The sequence below is a fragment of the Natrinema caseinilyticum genome (assembly GCF_024227435.1).
Lineage (GTDB): Archaea > Halobacteriota > Halobacteria > Halobacteriales > Natrialbaceae > Natrinema > Natrinema caseinilyticum.
In genome coordinates this window covers 1-20,107 of sequence record NZ_CP100446.1, presented here as the reverse complement: position 1 = coordinate 20,107, position 20,107 = coordinate 1, and the positions used below count along the sequence as shown (strand labels likewise).

At 62.8% G+C, this 20,107-nt stretch carries 18 protein-coding genes; 10 read left to right on the top strand and 8 right to left on the bottom strand.

From position 1 onward, the window contains the following. Positions 1–127: 127 nt before the first annotated feature. Positions 128–1,609 (bottom strand): CoA-acylating methylmalonate-semialdehyde dehydrogenase, encoded by a 1,482-nt coding sequence (locus tag NJT13_RS19500; protein WP_254525814.1) that lies wholly within the window; start codon positions 1,607–1,609, stop codon positions 128–130. 177 nt (positions 1,610–1,786) lie between these two features. On the opposite strand from NJT13_RS19500, the gene NJT13_RS19495 reads away from it, so the two are divergent. From NJT13_RS19495 to NJT13_RS19475, 5 genes are all read left to right on the top strand, one after another. Next, entirely contained in the window at positions 1,787–3,124 is a 1,338-nt protein-coding gene (locus NJT13_RS19495; protein WP_254525813.1) for an aminotransferase family protein, read from the top strand. 84 nt (positions 3,125–3,208) lie between these two features. Continuing rightward, positions 3,209–4,534, top strand: a complete 1,326-nt coding sequence (locus NJT13_RS19490; RefSeq protein WP_254525812.1) for an aminotransferase family protein — start codon at positions 3,209–3,211, stop codon at positions 4,532–4,534. Positions 4,535–4,589: 55 nt separating this feature from the next. Beyond that, positions 4,590–5,105, top strand: coding sequence for an Lrp/AsnC family transcriptional regulator (locus NJT13_RS19485; protein ID WP_254525811.1), 516 nt, complete (start codon positions 4,590–4,592; stop codon positions 5,103–5,105). 119 nt (positions 5,106–5,224) lie between these two features. Continuing rightward, positions 5,225–6,229 (top strand): ornithine cyclodeaminase family protein, encoded by a 1,005-nt coding sequence (locus tag NJT13_RS19480; protein ID WP_254525810.1) that lies wholly within the window; start codon positions 5,225–5,227, stop codon positions 6,227–6,229. A 181-nt stretch (positions 6,230–6,410) separates the two neighbouring features. After that, positions 6,411–6,845: a GNAT family N-acetyltransferase gene (locus NJT13_RS19475; protein WP_254525809.1), complete on the top strand. Its 435-nt coding sequence runs from the start codon at positions 6,411–6,413 to the stop codon at positions 6,843–6,845. Between the two features lie 143 nt (positions 6,846–6,988). Here NJT13_RS19475 and NJT13_RS19470 read toward each other — a convergent pair whose 3' ends face one another. Continuing rightward, positions 6,989–7,963, bottom strand: coding sequence for an LLM class flavin-dependent oxidoreductase (locus tag NJT13_RS19470; RefSeq protein WP_254525808.1), 975 nt, complete (start codon positions 7,961–7,963; stop codon positions 6,989–6,991). A 102-nt stretch (positions 7,964–8,065) separates the two neighbouring features. Between NJT13_RS19470 and NJT13_RS19465 the strand changes: the two genes are divergently transcribed. The 3 genes from NJT13_RS19465 (at position 8,066) to NJT13_RS19455 (ending at position 11,142) form a co-directional block, all read left to right on the top strand. Then, entirely contained in the window at positions 8,066–9,232 is a 1,167-nt protein-coding gene (locus NJT13_RS19465) for an enolase C-terminal domain-like protein (RefSeq protein WP_254525807.1), read from the top strand. A 154-nt stretch (positions 9,233–9,386) separates the two neighbouring features. Then, positions 9,387–10,301, top strand: a complete 915-nt coding sequence (locus tag NJT13_RS19460; RefSeq protein ID WP_254525806.1) for a CoA transferase subunit A — start codon at positions 9,387–9,389, stop codon at positions 10,299–10,301. Positions 10,302–10,377: 76 nt separating this feature from the next. Next, the gene (locus tag NJT13_RS19455) at positions 10,378–11,142 is read left to right on the top strand and encodes a CoA-transferase subunit beta (RefSeq protein WP_254525805.1); all 765 of its coding nucleotides are present in this window, start codon (positions 10,378–10,380) and stop codon (positions 11,140–11,142) included. Positions 11,143–11,224: 82 nt separating this feature from the next. Here NJT13_RS19455 and NJT13_RS19450 read toward each other — a convergent pair whose 3' ends face one another. From NJT13_RS19450 to NJT13_RS19435, 4 genes are all read right to left on the bottom strand, one after another. Continuing rightward, positions 11,225–12,271, bottom strand: a complete 1,047-nt coding sequence (locus tag NJT13_RS19450) for a zinc-dependent alcohol dehydrogenase (RefSeq protein ID WP_254525804.1) — start codon at positions 12,269–12,271, stop codon at positions 11,225–11,227. A 101-nt stretch (positions 12,272–12,372) separates the two neighbouring features. Continuing rightward, positions 12,373–12,534, bottom strand: a complete 162-nt coding sequence (locus NJT13_RS19445) for a hypothetical protein (RefSeq protein ID WP_254525803.1) — start codon at positions 12,532–12,534, stop codon at positions 12,373–12,375. A gap of 15 nt (positions 12,535–12,549) precedes the next feature. Further along, on the bottom strand, positions 12,550–12,924 hold the full coding sequence (locus NJT13_RS19440; RefSeq protein ID WP_254525802.1) for a VOC family protein: 375 nt from the start codon (positions 12,922–12,924) through the stop codon (positions 12,550–12,552). Between the two features lie 130 nt (positions 12,925–13,054). Next, positions 13,055–14,275, bottom strand: a complete 1,221-nt coding sequence (locus NJT13_RS19435) for an MFS transporter (protein ID WP_254525801.1) — start codon at positions 14,273–14,275, stop codon at positions 13,055–13,057. Between the two features lie 450 nt (positions 14,276–14,725). Here NJT13_RS19435 and NJT13_RS19430 point away from each other — a divergent pair, with 450 nt between their 5' ends. Both NJT13_RS19430 and NJT13_RS19425 read left to right on the top strand, forming a co-directional pair. Then, complete coding sequence (locus NJT13_RS19430) at positions 14,726–15,898, top strand: MFS transporter (protein ID WP_254525800.1); 1,173 nt, start codon at positions 14,726–14,728, stop codon at positions 15,896–15,898. Positions 15,899–16,022: 124 nt separating this feature from the next. After that, positions 16,023–16,901, top strand: a complete 879-nt coding sequence (locus NJT13_RS19425; RefSeq protein ID WP_254525799.1) for a halocarboxylic acid dehydrogenase DehI family protein — start codon at positions 16,023–16,025, stop codon at positions 16,899–16,901. Positions 16,902–18,005: 1,104 nt separating this feature from the next. On the opposite strand, the gene NJT13_RS19420 is transcribed toward NJT13_RS19425, so the two are convergent. Next, on the bottom strand, positions 18,006–18,494 hold the full coding sequence (locus NJT13_RS19420) for a DUF7970 domain-containing protein (RefSeq protein WP_254525798.1): 489 nt from the start codon (positions 18,492–18,494) through the stop codon (positions 18,006–18,008). Then, positions 18,491–19,333, bottom strand: a complete 843-nt coding sequence (locus NJT13_RS19415) for a ParA family protein (RefSeq protein ID WP_254525797.1) — start codon at positions 19,331–19,333, stop codon at positions 18,491–18,493. Before NJT13_RS19415 ends, NJT13_RS19420 begins: the two co-directional genes overlap by 4 nt. Between the last annotated feature and the right edge of the window lie 774 nt (positions 19,334–20,107).

Here is a 20,107-nt window from a genome sequence, read left to right as displayed (position 1 = left end):
GACGGGGATGGCTCCCCGCTCGAGTGCGCTCTCGTTCGTCACGGAACCGGTGGGACACCGATTCGCCTCCGCGAAAACGTGGAACGGTAGAACAGTGGAACGGTTCGGTCGATGGGAACGAGTCGGCTCAGACGTCCGGCCAGCGCTCGATGTAGACGGCCTTGTCGGTGTAGAAGTGAATCATGTCCTCGCCCTGGGCGTGGAGATCACCGAAGAACGAGTCCTTCCAGCCGCCGAAGTGGAAGAACGCCATCGGGGCCGAGGTGCCGACGTTGACGCCCAGGTTGCCGATCTCGCCCTCGTGGCGGAACTTTCGCGCGTCGGCGCCGCTGCCCGTAAAGAGGCTGGCGGCGTTTCCGAAGTCGCTCTCGTTCATCCGTTCGATCGCCGCGTCGACGTCGGCGACGGGGGCAAGACCGAGTACCGGGCCGAAAATCTCCTCCTGGGAAATCACCATGTCTTCGGTGACGTCGCCGAAGACGGTCGGGGCGAGAAAGTTGCCGTCCTCGTATCCGTCGACGGTGACGTCTCGGCCGTCGAGAAGGACCTCCGCGCCTTCCTCGATACCTGTCTGAATGTAGTTGCGGACCGTCTGCTCGTGTTCGGGGCTGATGAGCGCCCCGATGTCCGTCGCTTCGTCGAGTCCGTCGCCGACGACCTGCGAGGCTGCTTCCTCCACGACGAGCTCGGAGAACTCGTCGTACACCGACTCCTCGACGAGGACGACGTCGTTCGCGAGACACCGCTCGCCGCCACAGGCACAGGCCGACGAGACGGTCTTTTCGGCGGCGAACTCGAGGTCTGCGGTCTCCGTCACGATGATGTGGTTCTTGGCACCGCCCTGTGCCTGGACGCGCTTGCCGTTTTTGGCCGCGCGTTCGTAGACGAGCTTCGCGATCGGGGTGCTCCCGACGAAGGACACGCCCTCGACGCCCTCGTGATCGAGGAGCGCGTTGACCGTGTCCGGGCCACCGTTTACGAGCTGGAGGACGCCATCGGGGAAGCCGGCTTCGTCGACGAGTTCGAACAACCGCTGAGCGACGAGCGGATTCTGTTCGCTCGGTTTGAGGACGAAGCTGTTACCCGTCGCGACGGCGTACGGGAGGAACCACAGCGGGATCATGCCGGGGAAGTTAAACGGCGTGATGGCGGCGAAGACACCGAGCGGTTTTCGAACTGCACTCTCGTCGATCTCGGGTGCCGCATTCAACAGGGAGCCACTCTGCATCATCGACGGGATGCCGCAGGCAACTTCCACGTTCTCGATGCCGCGACGGAGTTCCCCGCGGGCCTCGGCTATCGTCTTGCCGTGATCTCGAACGAGCAGTTCCGCGAGTTCCTCCTGGTGGTCCTCGAGGAGCATCTTCAGGCGGAACAGCGGCTGTATTCTCGCTTCGACGGGCTGTTCCGACCACGTCTCGAAGGCTTCGTTTCCGCTTCGAACCGCGTCGTCGATGTCCGCGGCTGAACTGAACGGAACCGTCGCCAGTTCCTCTCCGGTCGCCGGATTCACACTTACCAACTCGTCGTCGCCCGTGGCGTCGCGCCAGTCTCCGCCGACGTAATTTCGTGTTGTACCGCTCTGACCGATCGACTCTAGCTCGACCATGGAACCGCTTTTGTGACCACTGAGATAAAATCTTCGGTGCTGGTGGATATTATTCGATAAGCAGAACAAACCTTCCATACGAATCCTAATTTGGGGCATAAATGCAGTAAATAAGTCGGAAAATAATCTCACATCAGAAAGATTAATGCGACTGTGTTCTGTACGACCTCGAAAAGGATGGCAGACGAGACATCAGTGGTTGACGACCGAACTGAGGTCGAGCGCCTCGATAAAGAGTACGTCTTCGGAACGTGGTCGTATCAGAGCGAGGTCGACCCGACCGAAGCCGTCGGCGGAGACGGCGTCCGATTCACGGACGGCGCGGGCAACGAGTTCATCGACTTCTCGAGCCAGCTCATGTGTTCGAACCTCGGGCACTCGGCCGACGCGGTCGCGGATGCGATCGCCGAGCAAGCCCGCGATGGCGCGTACTTCGCTCCCGGATTCGCAACGGAGGCGCGAGCGCGCCTCGGCGAGAAACTCGCCGAGATCACGCCCGGGAACCTGTCGAAAACGTTCTTCTCGACCAGCGGCACCGAGGCCGTCGAGGGCGCGATCAAGATCGCGCGCATGTACACGGGCAAGCAGAAGATCATCTCGCGGTACCGGTCCTATCACGGCGCCACCCACGGCTCGATCAGCGTCACCGGCGATCCGCGCCGACTGATGGCCGAACCCGGCGTTCCGGGCGCGATCAAGGCGCCGGACCCGTACGCCTACGGATCGACGCTCGACCCGATGGAGAGCCTCGAGTACATCGATGAGATGCTGATGCTCGAGGGCGATACGGTCGCGGCGATTCTGGTCGAGCCGATCGTCGGATCGAACGGAATCCTGGTCCCGCCGGAGGAGTACCTGCCGCGACTGAAGGAGATCGCCCACGACCACGGGGCCCTCTTGATCTGCGACGAAGTGATGGCGGGCTTCGGCCGCACCGGTGAGTGGTTCGGCTGTGACGTCTTCGACGTCACCCCCGACATCATGACGATGGCGAAGGGGCTTACGGGAGCCTACGCGCCCCTCGGAGCGACGATCGTTACCGACGAAATCGCCGCCCACTTCGAGGACGAGATGTTCTGTCACGGCCACACCTACGCGGGTCACCCCGTCGCCTGTGCGGCCGGGCTCGCAGCCGTCGAGACCTACGAAGAAGAAAATCTCGTCGAGCACGCGAGCGAGGTCGGTGACTACCTCGGCGACCGCCTCGAGGAACTCGACGAGGCCCACCCGAGCGTCGGCGATACCCGAGGCGTCGGGCTCTTCCGCGGGGTCGAACTGACGGCGGACCCCGACGAGCGCGTGCCTTTCGGGACGCGCGAGGACAAGATATCGACGGGCTCGACGGTCGTCGACGACGTCTCGGCAGCCGCCGCAGACGAGGGGGTGTACCTCGCCAACATGATCAACACGCTCATCATCGCGCCGCCGCTGTCGATCACCGAGGCCGACGTCGACGAGGCCGTCGCGGCCCTCGATACGGCTCTCGAGGTCTCCGACGCGGCGATGAACCGCTGAGGACTCGATCGTCACCGATCGGGCCGTCGGTCGGATCGGCCGAACAACAGCAATTACTTACTCCAACGTTACGACAAACGAACCATGCTAGATGATCCCGCGGAAACCGATACCGAGACACCTTCACACATTCCACACTGGTACGACCCCTCCTCGACGGGGCTGACGATAACCGACGGCGAGGGGTCGCGCGTCGTCGACGACGAGGGAGCGGAGTATCTCGACTTCGTCTCGCAGCTGTACTGCGTCAACGCCGGCCACGGGAACCGGGCGATCGTGGACGCGATGAAAGAGCAACTCGAGCGAGTTCAGTACGTCTCCTCGGCGAAGCGAACGCCGGCCCGAACGGCGTTGAGCGACGATCTCGCCGCGGTCGGCCCCGACTCGCTGTCGGACGTCATGTTCTCGGTGTCGGGGAGCGAGGCGAACGAACTCGCGATGACGGTCGCGCGCAAGTACGCGGACGCGCCGAAGATCCTGTCCCGATGGCGATCCTACCACGGCTCGACCTACGGCGCGGGAAGCGTCACGGGCGACCCGGAGACGCGCAGTTCCCTCGAGTCCCACGCGTCTGCGACGGGGTCGGTGAAGTTCCTGCCGCCGATGAGTTACGGATCGCCGTTCAACGCGGACACGCCCGAGGAACTCGCGGAGGCCGCGGCCGACCACCTCGAGTTCGTCATCCGAAACGAGGGTCCCGAGACGATCGCCGGCATCCTGACCGAACCGATCGCCGGCTCGAGCGGCGCTTACACGGCGCCGCCGGGATACTTCGAGCGCGTCCGGGAACTCTGTGATCGGTACGATATCCTTCTGATCGCGGACGAGGTGATTACCGGCTTCGGACGCTGCGGTGACTGGTTCGGTATCCAGACGGAGGGCGTCCAGCCCGACTTGCTGACCTTCGCGAAGGGCGTAACGAGCGCGTACGCACCGCTCGCGGGTGTCATGATGCGACCGGATATCGCGGCACACGTGCGGTCGGACGGGTTCGATCTCGGTCAGACGTTCGGCGGTCACCCCGTCGGTTGTGCGGCCGGCGTCGCCGCGATCGGCGAGTACGACGACGGACTGATCGAGAACGTCCGAGCCTCCGAGGACGCGTTCGCCGATCACCTCTCGACCCTCGAGCGAGACCACGACGCGGTCGCCGACGTCCGCGGACGCGGATTCCTCCGCGCCGTCGAATTCGCCGATCCGGAAACCGGGGAGCCGTTTCACGATCCACGGGTCGACGATGGACCCAATCCGGTCGTGGACGTGATCGACGCGGCGAGCGACAGCGGTGTTCTCGTCGGGGCCGGTCGTCCGGCAACGCAACTTATACTCTCTCCGCCACTCTGTGCGACTACCGGCGAAATCGACACGGCCGTCCAGTCACTCGACGCAGCGATCGATGCCGTCTTCTAAACGGGACGGTTCCTGGAACAGGGCCGTTTATTAACACGAAGTCAAAAATCCCTGCATGGAACACACTAACGCGACACCCGATCTCGACGAAACGGATCTCGAGATCCTCAGGCAACTCGAGCGAAACGACGAGAAAAACCTGGAAGAACTCGCGGAGGACCTCGATCTCTCGAAGTCGACGATCCACTACCGTCTGAATCGGCTCAAAGAGAGCGACGTGATAACCGACATCTCGGCGAACATCGATCCGCGCGCGCTCGGGATGGCGATGGTCATCATCACCGAGGTCTACGTCTCCCACGAGAGCGGCTACGCGGACGAAATCGGGGACAAGTTGAGCGACGTCGACGGTGTCCAGCACGTGTACTACACCATGGGCGACGTCGATTTCGTGGTGATCTCGCGCGTGCAGAACCACGACCAGTTGAACGATCTCATCGACAAAGTCGTCGCGATCGACGGCGTCAACGAAACCTCCTCCCGATTCGTTATGCGCGAGCTCAAAGACGGAAATCACCTCATCGACACGATGTCCGAGGAGATGCTCGACCGAGTGCTGGAGACCGAGTGACGGCGACGCCGACGGGAATCGATTGAACGGGAATCGGGCCATTGGGCCGATTCAGTAAGTGATTTCGGGTCGCGTCCAGACCGTGTATCTTTTTCTACGTTGCGTGTGTTACGCGATATATGACAGACGCGCTGTTTCTCACCAGTAGTGAAGTCGACGGCCTCGCGACCCCGGCCGAATACGTCGATGCCGTTCGGGAGGGGTATCGCCAGCGCGGCGACGGGGCCCCGGCCCTGCCACGCCAGACGTTCCGCCGGGAGAACCCCGACGGCAAACTCACCAGCTACGCCGCTATCCTTCCCGATACCGGTGCGATGGGCGGATACATGTACGCGTCCGGGTTCAGCCAACCGAACGCCTGGTTTCTGACCCCGCTGTACGACGCCGAGACAGGCGAGCCCCTCGCGATCATCGACGGCGCGAGCATGAACCCGTTCAAGACCGGGGCTGCCGGCGCGGTCGCCGTCGACGCCCTCGCTCGAGACGACGCGGACACCATCGCGGTCATCGGCAGCGGCGCGCAGGCCCGCGGTCAACTCCACACGACGGCGACCGTTCGGGACTTCGAGTCGGTCCGCGTCTTCTCGCCGACGCCGGAGAACCGGGCGTCGTTCGCCGCCGAGTTCGACGACCACCTCGACGCCACCGTCGAGGCAGTCGACTCGAGCACGGCGGCGGTCTCGGGTGCGGACGTCGTAATCACCGCGACGAAGGCGGCGGATCCGGTCTTCGACGGCGACGACTTAGACCCCGGCGCGCACGTGACCGCGATGGGCCAGTACACCCCCGGTCGGAACGAACTCGACGCGACGACCATCGAGCGATCGATCTACGTTCCCGACCTTCGCGCCCGCGCGACACAGGATGCGGGATCGTTCCTCGCCGCGCTCGACGCGGGCGTCGTCGACGAGGACCACGTCCACGCCGAACTCGGCGAGGTCGTCGCCGGGGTCGACCCCGGCCGAACGAGCGACGACGATATTACGGTCTTCGACAGCGGCGGGACCGGAATCGAGACGGCCGCGGCCGCCTATATGCTGTACGAGAAGGCGCGAGAGGCGGGGCTCGGAACGGCACTCGAGGTCGAACCCGCCAGCGAGGCGCTGACCGGTCGCCTCCCGTAACACGCGTCCCGAATACCGTCCTCGCATCGGCTCGAGTACCGTTTTTATCCGCTTCGAGTGCCGTTTCGGACCTCGGCCGTGGCCGTTTCCGCACGTGCGAGCGGGCCACACCGGAGATCCGTCGAAACGGCCGTCGCGCCGCATCCGATGCAGTTACCCTTCGGCCCCGTGAGGTTGACCCATGTCCGAGGCAGACATTCGCGAAGTGACCACCGACGCCGACCGACGCGACGTGTTTCCGATCATCGTCCAACTCCGAGACCACCTCGATGAGGAGTCCTATCTCGACTTGCTCGAGGAAATGAGCGCGGAGGGGTATCGACTGTTCGCGCTCTTCGTCGACGACGAACCGGTCGCCGTCGCCGGCGTGACGATTTCCACGAACTTCTATCTCGGTCGGCACGCGTACGTCTACGACCTCGTGACGGACGCCGAAGAACGCTCGAAGGGCCACGGGGCACGCCTCCTCGCGTTCGTCCACGAGTGGGCCGCCGAGAACGACTGCGAAGCGGTCGAACTCGAGTCCGGACTGTGGCGCGACGACGCCCACCGGTTTTACACGAATCGGATGGGGTACGAAAAATACTGTCACTCGTTCGTGTACGACCTCTCCTGATCCGGCTCCCGCCTCGCTGCGCGGTCGACGCTGTCGGGTCTCACCGGGCTGGCGTCGATCCGGATCGCGGGCCATCCCGGACCGCCGATCGCCGCTCGCTGCGGTCGGTGACGCCCCGCGGGACCGCCTCGGCGCGTCACGCCTCAGGCCACGACGTCCGCGAACCGCTGCAACTGCTCGCGCTGGTCTGACGCCGTAAATCGGGTGACGAAATTCTCCACGCCGGCGTCGGCGTAGCGCTCGAGATGGTCGGCGACGACGGACGGCGGGCCGAACGCGCCGCGTTTGCGAACGTCGTCGTCGCTCAGCTCCCCCCAGGACGGGTAGTAGCGCTCGAGGAAGGTCCGTGCCTGCTCGATCGCGGCCGCTTCGGTTTCGGCGATCACGACGTCCTGGTAGTAGGCACCGTCGAAACTCGAGGCGTCGCGGCCAGCGTCGGCGACGATTTCGCGCGCCCGTTCGATTCCGGCTTCGTACATCTCCGCCGACATGCCGATCGGGAGCCACCCGTCACCCCTGGCTGCCATGCGGTCTCGAATCTGACGCGGAAACCCGTCTCTGGGGTCGAACGTTGCCGAAGCGATGTAGACCGGTGGCGGACTGCCACACGGGCGAATTCCGATGTCGGCGTCTTCGAGTTCGAAGAACTCGCCGTCCACCGAGACCGGCTCGTCGCCCCAGAGCCCCTCGATGATCTCGAGTCCCTCGTCGAGGACTGCGCCCCGGCGGTCGTAGGGGACGTCGAGCTGGTCGTGTTCGGTGGCCACGCCCGACCCGACGCCCACGCCGACGCCGAGTGCGAGGCGACCGCCGCTCACCTGGTCGACCGTCGCCGTCTGATGGGCGACGTGGACCGGGTTCCGAAGCTGGGGCAGGTAGACCGCCGAGCCGAGGGTCACGGACTCCGTCGCGCCAGCCACCGCGGCGAGGGTCGAAAGCGGTTCTAGCCGCGGTTTCGCGAGCACGCTGTCACCCGCCCAGACGCCGTCGAATCCGAGCGCTTCGGCCCGCCGCGCGAGACCGATCACCTCGGAGTCTACGCGAGCGGCTTGCTCGAGCGAGTCGTCGGCTGACAGTACGACGCCGCGGGTCGGTAATACGAATCCGTGAGATACCATGCTATTTCCGTTTCGACGGAGCGTCCTAACCCTTTGCGCTCGGATTGCGCATCACCGCAATGCAAAGCCATTTGCAACGCGTACGCCTGTGACAGCGTATCGATGGCACCAACGATCACACGCATCGAGTCGGTGGAATTCGGCTACGAGCTTCCCGACGTCGGATACGCACCGAACGGGTTCAGCATCGTCTACGAACCGGGGACGACGACCGAGCGAAAACTCTTCGCATTGCGGGTCCACACCGACGAGGGAATCACCGGCGAGTACGTCGGCGGTAATTCGCCGGCGGCCGCACAGCTCAACATGGTCGCGGACTACCTCGTCGGGAAGAACCCGCTCGAGCGCGAACGCCACTGGAGCGCGTTGAAGCGCGCCCTCCGAAAGTACGACTGGATGGGAATGGGACCGATCGACATCGCGCTGTGGGATTTCGCCGGCAAGTACCGCGACGCGCCGATCCACGAACTACTCGGCACGTATCGCGAGTCCTTCCCCGCGTACGCCTCGACGTATCAGGGCGACAGGAACGGCGGTCTCGATTCGCCCGCGGCGTTCGCCGACTTCGCCGAAGAGTGCCTCGAAATGGGCTATCAGGGCTTCAAAATTCACGACTGGGGCGGCGACTGGACTGACGCCGAGGAGACGGCAGAGACCGTTCGCGAGGTCGGTCGACGCGTCGGCGACGAGATGGATTTGATGCTCGATCCGGCCTGTAACCCGGTGACGTTCGCCGACGCGCTGAAGATCGGGAAGGCGTGCGACGAAGCGGAGTTCCTCTGGTACGAAGATCCCTACCGCGACGGCGGCGTCTCCCAGCACGCACACCGGAAGCTCCGGGAGTCGCTCGAGACGCCGATTCTCCAGACCGAGCACGTCCGCGGACTCGAGCCCCATACGGACTTCGTCGCGACGGAATCGACAGACTTCGTTCGGGCGGATCCCGAGTACGACGGCGGGATCACGGGCGCGATGAAAATCGCGCACATGGCGGAAGGGTTCGGTCTCGACGTGGAGTATCACGCCCCCGGGCCGGCCCAGCGCCACTGTCTCGCCGCGACCCGCAATAGCAACTACTACGAGGTGGCGCTCGTCCATCCCATCTGCCCGAACACCCAGCCGCCCGTGTACGCGGACGACTATTCCGACATGCTGGACACCGTCGACGCGGACGGCCACGTCCAGGTACCGGACGGGCCCGGCCTCGGGGTCGAATACGATTGGGAGGAGATCGAAGCCCGCGAGATCGGACGGCGAACCTACGACTGATCGATACCGCCACCGTCGCGTCCGTCGCCCCGCGCACCCTGTGAACGAGACCCACCACCAAACGGCTCACGCGCCCGTTTCGGCCCCGCTCCCGTCTCGTAACAGGAATTCTTATATGGCCGTTCCGCCATCCTTCTCGTAGTTCAGAGCAGCTATGAGTACCATCACGTCCATGCAAGACGCCATCAGTGACGGCGTCTCAGACGGTGATAGCGTCTATCTCGCGGGTTTCACGCACCTCATCCCGTTCGCAGCGGGTCACGAGATAATCAGACAGGAGAAACGCGACCTCGAACTCGTCAGAGCCACGCCGGATCTGATCTACGACCAGATGATCGCCGCCGGCTGTGCCCGAAAAGCGACCTTCTCGTGGGCCGGCAACCCCGGCGTCGGAAGTCTGCCCGCGTTCCGCCGGGCGGCCGAGGAGGGGATCCCGACCGAACTCGAACTCGAGGAGTACACGCACTTCGGACTCGTCGCCGCCCTCGACGCCGGTGCGTCGAACCTTCCGTTCGCGCCGTTGCGCGGCTTTATCGGCTCCGATCTTCCGGACCACAACGACAACATCGCGCGGATCGAGAGCCCGTTCGACGACGACTACGTGTACGCCGTCGCTCCGATCGAGCCGGACGTGGCGGTCGTCCGCGCCCAGCGGGCCGACGAGAACGGCAACGCTCACCTCTGGGGAATCCAGGGTGAGGTGAAAGTCGCCGCACTGGCCGCCGATACGGTGATCCTCACGGTCGAGGAACTCTGCCCCGAAGAGACCATTCGGAGCGATCCGAACCGGACGCTCATCACGAGCGACGACGTCGACTACGTCGTCCACGATCCCTACGGCTCCCATCCGTCGTACGCCCAGGGGTACTACGGCCGGGACAACGAAGCGTACATCGAGTGGGCCGACATCGCGAGCGACGTCGACCGGGTCGAAGCCTGGCTCGACGAGTGGGTCTACGGCGTCGAGGACCGCCGGGAGTACGTCGAGAAACTCGGCGTCGACCGACTGCTCGATCTCGATCCGGACAACGCGTACGCCGAACCCGTCAACATGGGGGCGTACAAATGAACGCGACCGACACCTGCTCGAGCGCTCGAGGCACGGGCGCGACCGACCGACCGATCGACTGCACGGAGGCACACCGATGAACTACACGAACAGCGAGTTGATGGTGGTAGCGGCGGCCAGGGAACTCGAGAACGACGACTCGGTACTCGTCGGGATCGGCAAGCCGAACCTGGCGTGTAACGTCGCCAAGCGCACGCACGCGCCGGAGTTGCGAATGGTCTACGAGTCGGGAACGATCGGCTCCGATCCGTCGAAGCCGCCGCTTTCGATCGGCGACCCGGTGCTGGCCTCGGGTGCGATCTCGATCGAACCGATGCGGAACAACTTCAACTACCAGTTGCAGGCTGGCCGCCTCGACGTGGGCTTCCTCGGCGGCGCACAGATCGACAAGTACGGCAACATCAACTCGACGGTCATCGGCGACTACGACGACCCTACCGTTCGTCTGCCGGGGAGCGGCGGTGCGTGCGAAATCGCGGGCCACGTCGACCGAACGCTGATTATCACGCCCCACTCCGAACGGCGATTCCCCGAAGAGGTCGATTTCATCACGAGTCCCGGCTTCGTCGGCGGCCGTGAGGGACGGGAGGAACTCGGGCTCTCGGGCGGACCGGAAGCGGTCATCACGGACCTCGCCGTCTGTCGCTTCGACGAACGCGGTGAGATGTACGTCGATGCGCTCCACCCGAACGCGACGCGCGAAGCGGTTCTCGACCGAACCGGGTGGGAGATCGAGTTCGCAGACGACCTCGGGACCACTCCCGACCCGCGCGAAGAGGAATTACGGCTCATCCGCGAGGATCTCGACCCGGACGAACTCTACACCGATCAGGAGAAATAGGACGGGCGCGTTACTCGCGCGCGAACCGAACAATTCTAGCCTTTTCGAGGATCACCATCGACTCGTCTCGAGAATCGATTGTTCACGGGTGCAGCGTGACCTTGATCCCTTCGCGCGCTCGCGTCGCGTCGAAGGCGTCCTCGTAGTCGGCGAGGGGGAACGCGGGACCGAGCGCGGGCGAGAGGTCCGTTTTCTCGGCGATCGCGATCGCTCGCCGCCAACTCGTGTCTCGCCGGCCGTACACCGACGTGATCGAAACGCCCCGTCGAACGAGGCGAGTGAGTTCGACCGGGACCGTCTCCGTGCCATGGAAGATGCCGATCTGAACGATCTCGCCGTCCCGCCGGGTCGCCGACGACGCGAGCGAAAGCGCGTCGGGGTGACCCGAGGCTTCCACGAAGACGTCGACTTCCTCCTCGAGCCCGTCGGTCACCGCCGCCGCCGTGACTGCACGCGTCGCGCCGAGGTCTCGCGCGAGCGGGAGTCGATCGCCGCGGTCCGCTTCCGTCCCGACGACGGTGATCGAACCCGCGCCGCCGGCATCCGCCGCGACGAGGGCACCGATCCCGACCGGTCCCGGTCCGCTGATTGCTACCCTGTCGCCAGGTTCGAACCCCGATTGCTCGATCCCGTGGACGGCCAGTCCGAGCAACTCGAGAAAGACCCCCTCGTCGGCCGAAAGCGACCCGATCGGGTACAGCGCCTCTCGGGGGACGACCGCGTACTCCGCGAGGGCCCCGTCGATGTCCGTATCGAGGCCGAGGATGCGTCGATCCGGACAGATCGAGAACGACCCGGATCGACAGCACCGACAGTGACCGCAGCCGATGACCGGTTCCACGGCAACGCGTTCGCCCGCGGTAATCTCCTCGACGCCGGGGCCGGTCGTCTCCACCGTACCCGCGAACTCGTGGCCGAACAGTTGCGGTAACTGGTCGGCGTAGTGTCGTTTGCTCTCGTGCCAGTCGTATATGAGCGCCTCCGCGCCGCCGTCGATGCCGACCGATTCGACCCGTATTCGGACCTCGCCGTGTCCCGGTACGGGGACCGGGACGGTCTCGAGGCTCATCCCGGGTTCGGGTCGGGTCTTCAGGAGCGCAGTCATCCGCTCCGTCGCGTTCGATGTCACGTGTGCGGAGATGCGCGCGACTGACAAATAGGTCACGTCGTGGGGGCGGTATCAGCGTCCCAGTCCGGAGGCCGTTTTCGGACTCGTGATACCCAGGTCGATTAGAGGCTCGTGATAGCCAGGTAGACGAGACTGAAGAGCGCAAACCACAGGAGCGATCGGAAGAACAGCTTGCTGTAGATATCCCTGCCCGGCATGAGTTCGTGGAATTGACTTTCGGCCTCGAGGAGTTGCCCGAGAGGCCCCGTTCGATCCGTGCCCATGATACTCGCGCTCGGTTAGGCCTCGATGGTTTCGATGAGTTCGACGACGTATCCCTCGGGATCCGTCACGAACGCGATCGCGATCCCCTTCTCCTCGACGGTCCGGGGTTCCTCGACCACGTCGCTGCCGTAGTTCTCGACGGCTTCTGCGACGGTGCCCTCGATGTCGTCGACGGCCACGGCGAGATGGTCGATTCCTTCGGGCTCCGGATTCCGTTCCGTGTCGTCGTGTTTGAACTGAATCTCTGCGTCGCTTTCTCCGGCGACGTACGTGTTCGTCACGCCGTCTAAGTCGAACTCGCGCGTCTGTTCGAGTCCCAGTACGTTTCGATAGAAGTCCAGTTGCGACTCGACGTCGTCGACCCAGACGGCCGCGTGGAGAACGTCCATGGTGGTACCTCCAATGCGTTGTACAAAAACGTACCGTCGTCGGCCCGCGATTCCAGGACGCGTGCGAGACCGCCGTCGGAACCCCACGGCCTGCGCAGGGAGCCCCACCGGCCAGCTCACGGTGTCGGGGTCAGCGTTCGGGGATTCGAAATGCGAGGACGATCATACCGGCCGCGAAGGCGGCCAGCACCACGAACGTCTCGTCGAAGAACCCGCGGTCGGCTGCCGCGCCGAACAGGACGGGGCTCGTCGCCCCGATCGTGAAGCCGATGGATCGAAGGATTCCGAACCCCGTTCCACGAAGGTCCTCCGGAAGCGTGTTGAGCAACGATGGCTCGAGGACGGTCGCGAAGCCGAGCAGGGTACTCACGAGCGCCGTACTCACGGCGATCGTCCAGAACCCGTCGACGAACGGGAGAACGACGAGGGCGATCGTCGGTCCGCTCCCGACGATCGTCAGCGATCGCTGAATGCCGAATCGATCGTACGCTGCTCCGGCGAGCGGTTTGATGACGATACCGAGCGCGAAGAACGTCCCGAACAGGAGACTGGCGACGGTCGTCGAGAATCCCTTTTCTTCGATCAGGTACGTCGGATAGAAGCTCGTAAACGCCTGCCAGACGACGAGGCCGAGTATCAACGCAATCGTGGCATAGACGATCGACGGTTGTCGTAACACCGCACCGAGCGATCGGAGATCCTTCCTGGTGAGCCCCGACCCGTCGCTCGAGGCGGCCTCGGAACGGACCGGAACCACGAGCCAGAGTGCGACCGCCGAGAGAAGAAACAGCGGGATCACGAACCCGAATCCCACCGTCCAGAGGAACGTCGCCGCGATGACGCTGGCGACGGGGGGAAGGACCGACTGTCCGGCATCCTGTGAGGCGGCCGTCACACCGTTTGCAGCGCCGAGTCGCTCCGAGTAGAGCCGCGACAGGACGGTGTACCTGCCGACCGCGTACAGCGCTGTTCCGAACCCGAACAGCGCGGTCGCGGCGAAGAGAACGATCGTGGATCCTGCGGTGACGACGAGCGTCAACATTACCGCGGAGATGATCGCACTCGCGGTGAGCGTGGACCGTTCTCCGAATCGGTCCGCGAGAACGCCGCCCGGAAACTGGCCCACTGCGTAGGCGAGAAACAGCACTGTCAGCAGGAGTCCAGCGGTGGTCAGGTCGAGTCCGTAGGCGGACCGCAGATACGGGAGCATTACCGGGTAAATCATCCGGACGCCGACCGAGAGAAACCAGCCGCCGGCGACTGCCGTGAGTACCTTCCCACGTCCGTCACTCCAGAGTTCGAGCGCACCGCTTCTGAAAGCAGTGAGGCCTCCGAATGCGTTGTCTCCCACGATCGAACGTTGCTGGGTGACAATGATAAGTATTCTGTTCCGAAGAAACGACACCGGGCATCGGATTCGTGGTGTGTCAGATACTGTATGTGGCTGGCACTGATTCGGTTCACTCGCAGATCGGTTCGTACGACGACGGCCGATCACGGACGCTCTTACCGATACACCGCGAGCGTACCGCCGCTGATCGCGATTCCCCGAGACGTCGTGCAGTCGCCTTCCCTGAGACGTCGTGCAGTCGCTCTCGACTCGAGTAACGGTCTCTCTCGCTTCGACGTCCCGTCCCAGGGGCACGACGCTGTGTGATCGAACCGCCTTCCGCCGACCGTCCTCTGTTCGGACGATCGTCGTCCCGTCGGTTGGTTGCTCAGTGTACGGTATCGGAATATTCATACTCGTTGGCGACACCGGAGTGGACCAGACGATGGTTCGGGTGACGTGCGAAACAGAATGAACTGGCATTACAAACACACGGTGCTTACGCTCTGTACGTTCGCGTTTTTCGCGACGATGGTCGCACGCCTCGCGATCAGCCCCCTCGTCCCCGCCATCACCGACGATTTCGGGATCGGGACAACCATCATCGGAATCGCGATGACAGGTATGTGGATGACGTACGCACTCATGCAATTTCCGAGCGGTATCCTCGCCGACCGGTTCGGAGAACGGTCGATCGTTCTCGTCTCGGTCGGCGGGACGACCGTCGTGACTCTCCTGCTCGCAGTGTCGCCGTTCTACGTCCTGTTCGTCCTCGCGATGATCGCGCTCGGAGCCGTCGCCGGACTCCACTACAGCGCAGCGACGACGCTTCTCGACCGGACGTTCGAGAACCTCGGATTCGCTATCGGTGTCCATACGATCGGGTCGTCCGCGGCAGGGCTCGTCACACCGGTCGTGGTGGCGTGGATCAGCGTTCGATACGGATGGCGCCCCGCTGTGGCGGCCACTGTGGCCATCGCGGCCCCGATATTCCTCCTGTTCGTCTTCCGCGTCCGTCCGACCGATCCCCATCGCCCATCACAACCACTTCGAGAGCGAGTACAACTCGAGGAATTCACGAGGATCCTCGGCAAACCCAAAATCGCATTTACCGTCGTGATCGCGTCGGTCGGCGCGTTCGCTTGGCAGGGAACTGCCTCGTTCCTGCCGACGTTTTTCGTCGAGCATCGGGGGCAATCGGCGACTACCGCCGGTCTCGTGTTCTCCGTGTACTTCGTCGTCCAGTCGGTCGTCAAACCCGGCATTGGTGCGATGTCGGATCGCTTCGGGCGAGACGTGACCACCTTCGGGTGCATGGTAACCAGCGTCGCGGGGTTGTCCCTTCTCGTCACCGTTCCGGGGATCGTCGGCGTTGCTGTCGGCGTCGTGTTGATCGCAAACGGCCTGAGTTGGGCGGTCGCAGTCGAGCCTCGCTTCATGGACAACATGACCGAATCCGAACGCGGTGCCGGGTTCGGACTCGTTCGGACGACCTACCTGACGGCCGGATCGCTCGGTTCTGTCTCGGTCGGCTTTTTCGCCGAGGCGTTCGGCTGGGTCGTCTCCTTCGGCGTGTTGATGGCCCTTCTTTCGCTCATCGCCGTCGCGCTCGCGGTCAACTGGGCGTTCGATCTCGGGTATTGAACGCCGACGGATCGCACTCGAGAACGCGGCTTTCGAGGTACCGATCGCGGCGAGCACCGATGTACGTGTCGCACGGTGAACAAATTCCCGGTACTACTTTGAGTGCCGAACGGTACCGAATCGTATGGATCTGAGCGATCAACTGTACGAGCAGGAGGCCACCGGATGGCAGGCCGGTCTCTACGACGATATCAAGGAGACGTTTCGAGCGCCCGTCGTCAACTGGATCTTCCGGGTCACCTCCGCGAACGCGCCGGACCTTCTCCGATACGCGTGGGGTCAGGTAAAGCCGGTCTTCGAAACGCGGGCCTTCGCCGAGTACTCGGTCGCATATCGCGACACCCTTCTGACCGGCGTTACGGACGAGTTCGATCTCCGTCCCTATCGGATCGAGGAACTCGACGTGGGACCGAGCGAGTACCGAGAACTGCGGGGCCAACTCGAAACGAAGGATATCGTCGCTCCTCGCCTCGCGGTGCTCTTCGAACTCCTCGACCGAGCGCTCTCCGAACGCCCCATCGGTCACTCGGCAGATGAGCGCCGAGCTGCCACGGGGCCGTATCCCCAGTGGCTGGACCGCGATCGGGGCCGGAGCCTCACGATGATCGGTCACGATGACGTTCCGGCCGAACTGCAGGACGTGATTTCGGAGATCAAGGATGCGCATCCGTTTTCCGAGGGACTGGGAACCATTCACAGAGTAATCGCCCAGTGGCCATCGTTTATGCGGCGAGCCTGGAACGATATCGGACCGATACTCTCGACGGACGCTTACGGGGCCGTTCGAGCCGAGAGCGAGGCCGTCACTGAAGCGTTCGTCGACTCCACCCCGTATCGCGTTCGACTCTCACCGGACGATCTCGAACGGGCTGGCATCGACGGCGGCACCGTCGACGGATTCATCGATTTCTTCGACGACTTCGAATCCCCCGCACGGAGCGCCATTCCGACCCTTCCGCTCTATGCGGCGCTCGCCGATGCGTCCGGCCGCCGGTCGTTATAGCTCTCGCCGGAGCTTTCGGTCCTCTCACGTCATTCCGAGCGAGATTGAGAGGGCAGTCCGTGAAATCTGCACCTGGCAGGACACCCGGAATCGATCCGTACGGCGTGCTGTCACCTCGAGATGGTGACACCGATCGTGACGCGATACGTCCCGACCGGTGTAGGCCTCTCTCGCGAACCGAGCCACTCTGCAATGGACCCGTTTCGACCGCGGCTCCTGATCGCACGAGGGCAGTCGCGGTCGACTCGACCGAAACGCCGTCCGCCTTTTAGGTGTGGCATCGCCGGAGGGACCGAAGACCCCGACGGGGATGCTCTGAACCGTCCTCGTTCCGCGGCGCACTCGAGCCGATCGGGGGTCATTCCGGCGACCGGTCTCTTCATCGGTCGCTCGAAAATAGCGCCGGGTCGGAAAGCGCGACGGCCTCTGCACCGATTCTAGCAGGGGACGAACAGGTTCAGTGTCCTGGTTTCGCTCCGGACGAGCGATCCGTGTCGCTCACAATTCCGTATAGCGAAATGGAGTTCATGCGTCGAAGGACTCCGATTCGATACATTCGGTGTAACTTGGTTGTCCACTGGCGACAACGAAAAACACCAAAGTATTTCAATATTGTCAATAGGGGTCTCTTGCCGAAAATGACGCACCTCGTGACGTATCCGGGCCGGTGTTCGCCTCGTTCGGCGTGTTCGAATATCTCTGGTCGACTCCAACGTTCCGTAACTCTCCCACTTCACCTCGACTCGTGGACCGACCCTCTACGGCGGCCTCGACGTCGAGGATCGAGGAATTGACGAGTGGCTCGTCGGAGACGACGACAATTTCAGTCACGTAGTTTTTCCGTCCGGTTCCCCGCCTCGAGTCGGGGTTTCTGATTCGTTCCGGGGGCGGATCGGCATCGATTGCGCTACGCGCAGCGTGGAGACGGCAGTCCATAGTTATCTACGTACCGTTGGAAAATCGCCTACCGGAAGGAAATCTACTCGTACGGTTTCTGGGCACGCTCGGGCCCACCTCCGGGCGATTTTGGAGTTACTCGCCTTCTCCACGGCCTGCATCATAAACCCTATGCTGCTATATGGATTGGTCGGTTCGACGAGTCGATTAGTCCACTGATTCGAAACCCCAGGCCCGAAGCCGATCGACGACCTCGTCGACGTTATACATGGCCGCTTCGTAGGCCGCCTCCCGAACGTCGGTTTTCGAGACGTCAGTCCCGAGCTCCTCGCTTACCGCGTCGACGAACTCGTCCTCCGCGTCGACCACGTAATCGCGAAGATAAAACTGCACCATCTCCCGGTCTTGCTTGACGTTATCGCGAACGTAGACCCAGGGCACGCCCGCGTCGTTCGCACCATTTTGTGGCGGTTCGCCGATGATCGAGTCCCGTGTACTCGATCCGTTTTCGGCGCCAGAATCGCCTGCATTCGATGGTCCGTCGGTCGGTGGTGTCTCCGTTTCCGTCGTTTGCTCCGGTTCCGAATCGGGTTCGTCGTCGACTCGTTCGTCCGTCGGATCTTCCGTCTCTCGCGTTTCCTCCCGATCTTCGTCCTGAATATCCGCGAACGGATCGCTTCCCGTTCCTTTCTTCATAGTCCTCCCACCTCTTCGATTTTTGTCGCCAACTGATCGATCTTCTCGAGCGTCTCCATTTCGTGGTCACGCTTTCGGTCTCGGTGGTTTTCGATGTAATATCGTGGCGTGCACTGTCTGTCCCAGCACCCCTCGAAAAGCGACGATCTATCGCGGATCGCGACCGGTGCCGGATAGCCCCGATTTCGTATCTCCGTCATGTACCGGTCTTGATCTGCCGTTCGGCCCACTCCGTTCGGGACGGCTGATAAAACACCGATTTCCGCTTCGAGTCGGTCTTCCAGTCCGTCGACCAGTTCCTCCAGGCCGAGTACGCTCTGCATACCCTTTCCGGTCGGTTCGACCGGAATGACCAGGCTTCGAGTGGCCGAAACGGCGTTGTAGAGATGTGGGCCCGCGGTCGCGGGTGGATCCACGACGATAACGTCGTATTTTTGTGGGACGCCCGACTCGAGGAGTACCTGTCGCAGTCGATCGTACGGATCGAACTCGCCGCCCTCGCCGAGGTCTTCCGCCATCTGCTGTGCTCGCTTCAAGAGGTCTTCGAGATTTTCGAGCATATTGTGACTCGGTAGTACGTCGAGACCGAACTCGGTCTCGAGAATGAGATCATCGAGGGGACCCTTTGGACGATCGATCAGATGCCGGACGATGTTGTCTGCCTGACTATCGTCCCGCGGTGCGTCGACGTCGAGCAGATACGTGAGTGATCCGTTTTGCTGGTCCATGTCGATCGCGAGCACGTCGAATCCGTGACCGGCGTGGCACTCGAGTAACGCCGCTCCGATGGTCGTTTTTCCAACGCCACCGGCTTCGGAGTACGTCGTGTACGTGAGCATGTTCTTCGGTTAGTCTTCTTGAATATAATACTTCGCCACGTCATCTGGGTAGGCTAACCAGTTAGTCTAACCGATATATTCCCCCATTCGCGCTCTATACGGCTGCTCCGCGGCTATCTTGTCGGCTTCGAGTTGTAATCGGTCGCGTCGGCGAGTCGGTTATACTATCTGGCACTTCCAAATAGTTAGGTCTCTCGAACATTCCAACTGGGTAGGCCTCTCGGATAACTTGGACCGTTCCTCCCGACCGGTGTGATTCTATCTCGTGGGTGTCCACTGGATCTCGATGCTACCCGTCGATTCGAGATATTGATTCGAGCTGTATACTCGGCTGGGTGGAATCCGGCCGAACTGTCAGAAACCACTTCTCACGTTTCTCGATCCCGATAGCCTCGACATCTAGCCTAACCGAGACGCAATCCTGATTAGACGAGCCGATCAGCCTAACTGCTATTTTCTTCGGAGTTGTTGCCCCTGTCTCGATCCCAACTATGGGGACTAACTAAGCGGCCTATCCGGTTAGCCTAACTGGTGGTTCCTTCAGAGTTGTTACCCCTGTCTCGATTCCAGCCACATGGAGGACTAGTTAGGCGGCCTAACCGGTTAGTCTAACTGATAATCCAATTCGATGGAGCCTTTCGATGATGGTACTCGAGTAGTCCGTCTCGATGTATCGTGTCGGTTCGCCCCTCCAATATATTCTTTCTCGCTGGACTAACTCATTGGTCTATCCGATTAGACTACCCAATCAGCCTATTTGGTTGGCCATCTTGG

Excerpts from the sequence above, each read along its gene's own strand:
- NJT13_RS19500 (WP_254525814.1), bottom strand. The coding sequence starts at position 1,609 with ATGGTCGAGCTAGAGTCGATCGGTCAGAGCGGTACAACACGAAATTAC.
- NJT13_RS19495 (WP_254525813.1), top strand. The coding sequence starts at position 1,787 with ATGGCAGACGAGACATCAGTGGTTGACGACCGAACTGAGGTCGAGCGC.
- NJT13_RS19490 (WP_254525812.1), top strand. The coding sequence starts at position 3,209 with ATGCTAGATGATCCCGCGGAAACCGATACCGAGACACCTTCACACATT.
- NJT13_RS19485 (WP_254525811.1), top strand. The coding sequence starts at position 4,590 with ATGGAACACACTAACGCGACACCCGATCTCGACGAAACGGATCTCGAG.
- NJT13_RS19480 (WP_254525810.1), top strand. The coding sequence starts at position 5,225 with ATGACAGACGCGCTGTTTCTCACCAGTAGTGAAGTCGACGGCCTCGCG.
- NJT13_RS19475 (WP_254525809.1), top strand. The coding sequence starts at position 6,411 with ATGTCCGAGGCAGACATTCGCGAAGTGACCACCGACGCCGACCGACGC.
- NJT13_RS19470 (WP_254525808.1), bottom strand. The coding sequence starts at position 7,963 with ATGGTATCTCACGGATTCGTATTACCGACCCGCGGCGTCGTACTGTCA.
- NJT13_RS19465 (WP_254525807.1), top strand. The coding sequence starts at position 8,066 with ATGGCACCAACGATCACACGCATCGAGTCGGTGGAATTCGGCTACGAG.
- NJT13_RS19460 (WP_254525806.1), top strand. The coding sequence starts at position 9,387 with ATGAGTACCATCACGTCCATGCAAGACGCCATCAGTGACGGCGTCTCA.
- NJT13_RS19455 (WP_254525805.1), top strand. The coding sequence starts at position 10,378 with ATGAACTACACGAACAGCGAGTTGATGGTGGTAGCGGCGGCCAGGGAA.
- NJT13_RS19445 (WP_254525803.1), bottom strand. The coding sequence starts at position 12,534 with ATGGGCACGGATCGAACGGGGCCTCTCGGGCAACTCCTCGAGGCCGAA.
- NJT13_RS19440 (WP_254525802.1), bottom strand. The coding sequence starts at position 12,924 with ATGGACGTTCTCCACGCGGCCGTCTGGGTCGACGACGTCGAGTCGCAA.
- NJT13_RS19430 (WP_254525800.1), top strand. The coding sequence starts at position 14,726 with ATGAACTGGCATTACAAACACACGGTGCTTACGCTCTGTACGTTCGCG.
- NJT13_RS19425 (WP_254525799.1), top strand. The coding sequence starts at position 16,023 with ATGGATCTGAGCGATCAACTGTACGAGCAGGAGGCCACCGGATGGCAG.
- NJT13_RS19420 (WP_254525798.1), bottom strand. The coding sequence starts at position 18,494 with ATGAAGAAAGGAACGGGAAGCGATCCGTTCGCGGATATTCAGGACGAA.
- NJT13_RS19415 (WP_254525797.1), bottom strand. The coding sequence starts at position 19,333 with ATGCTCACGTACACGACGTACTCCGAAGCCGGTGGCGTTGGAAAAACG.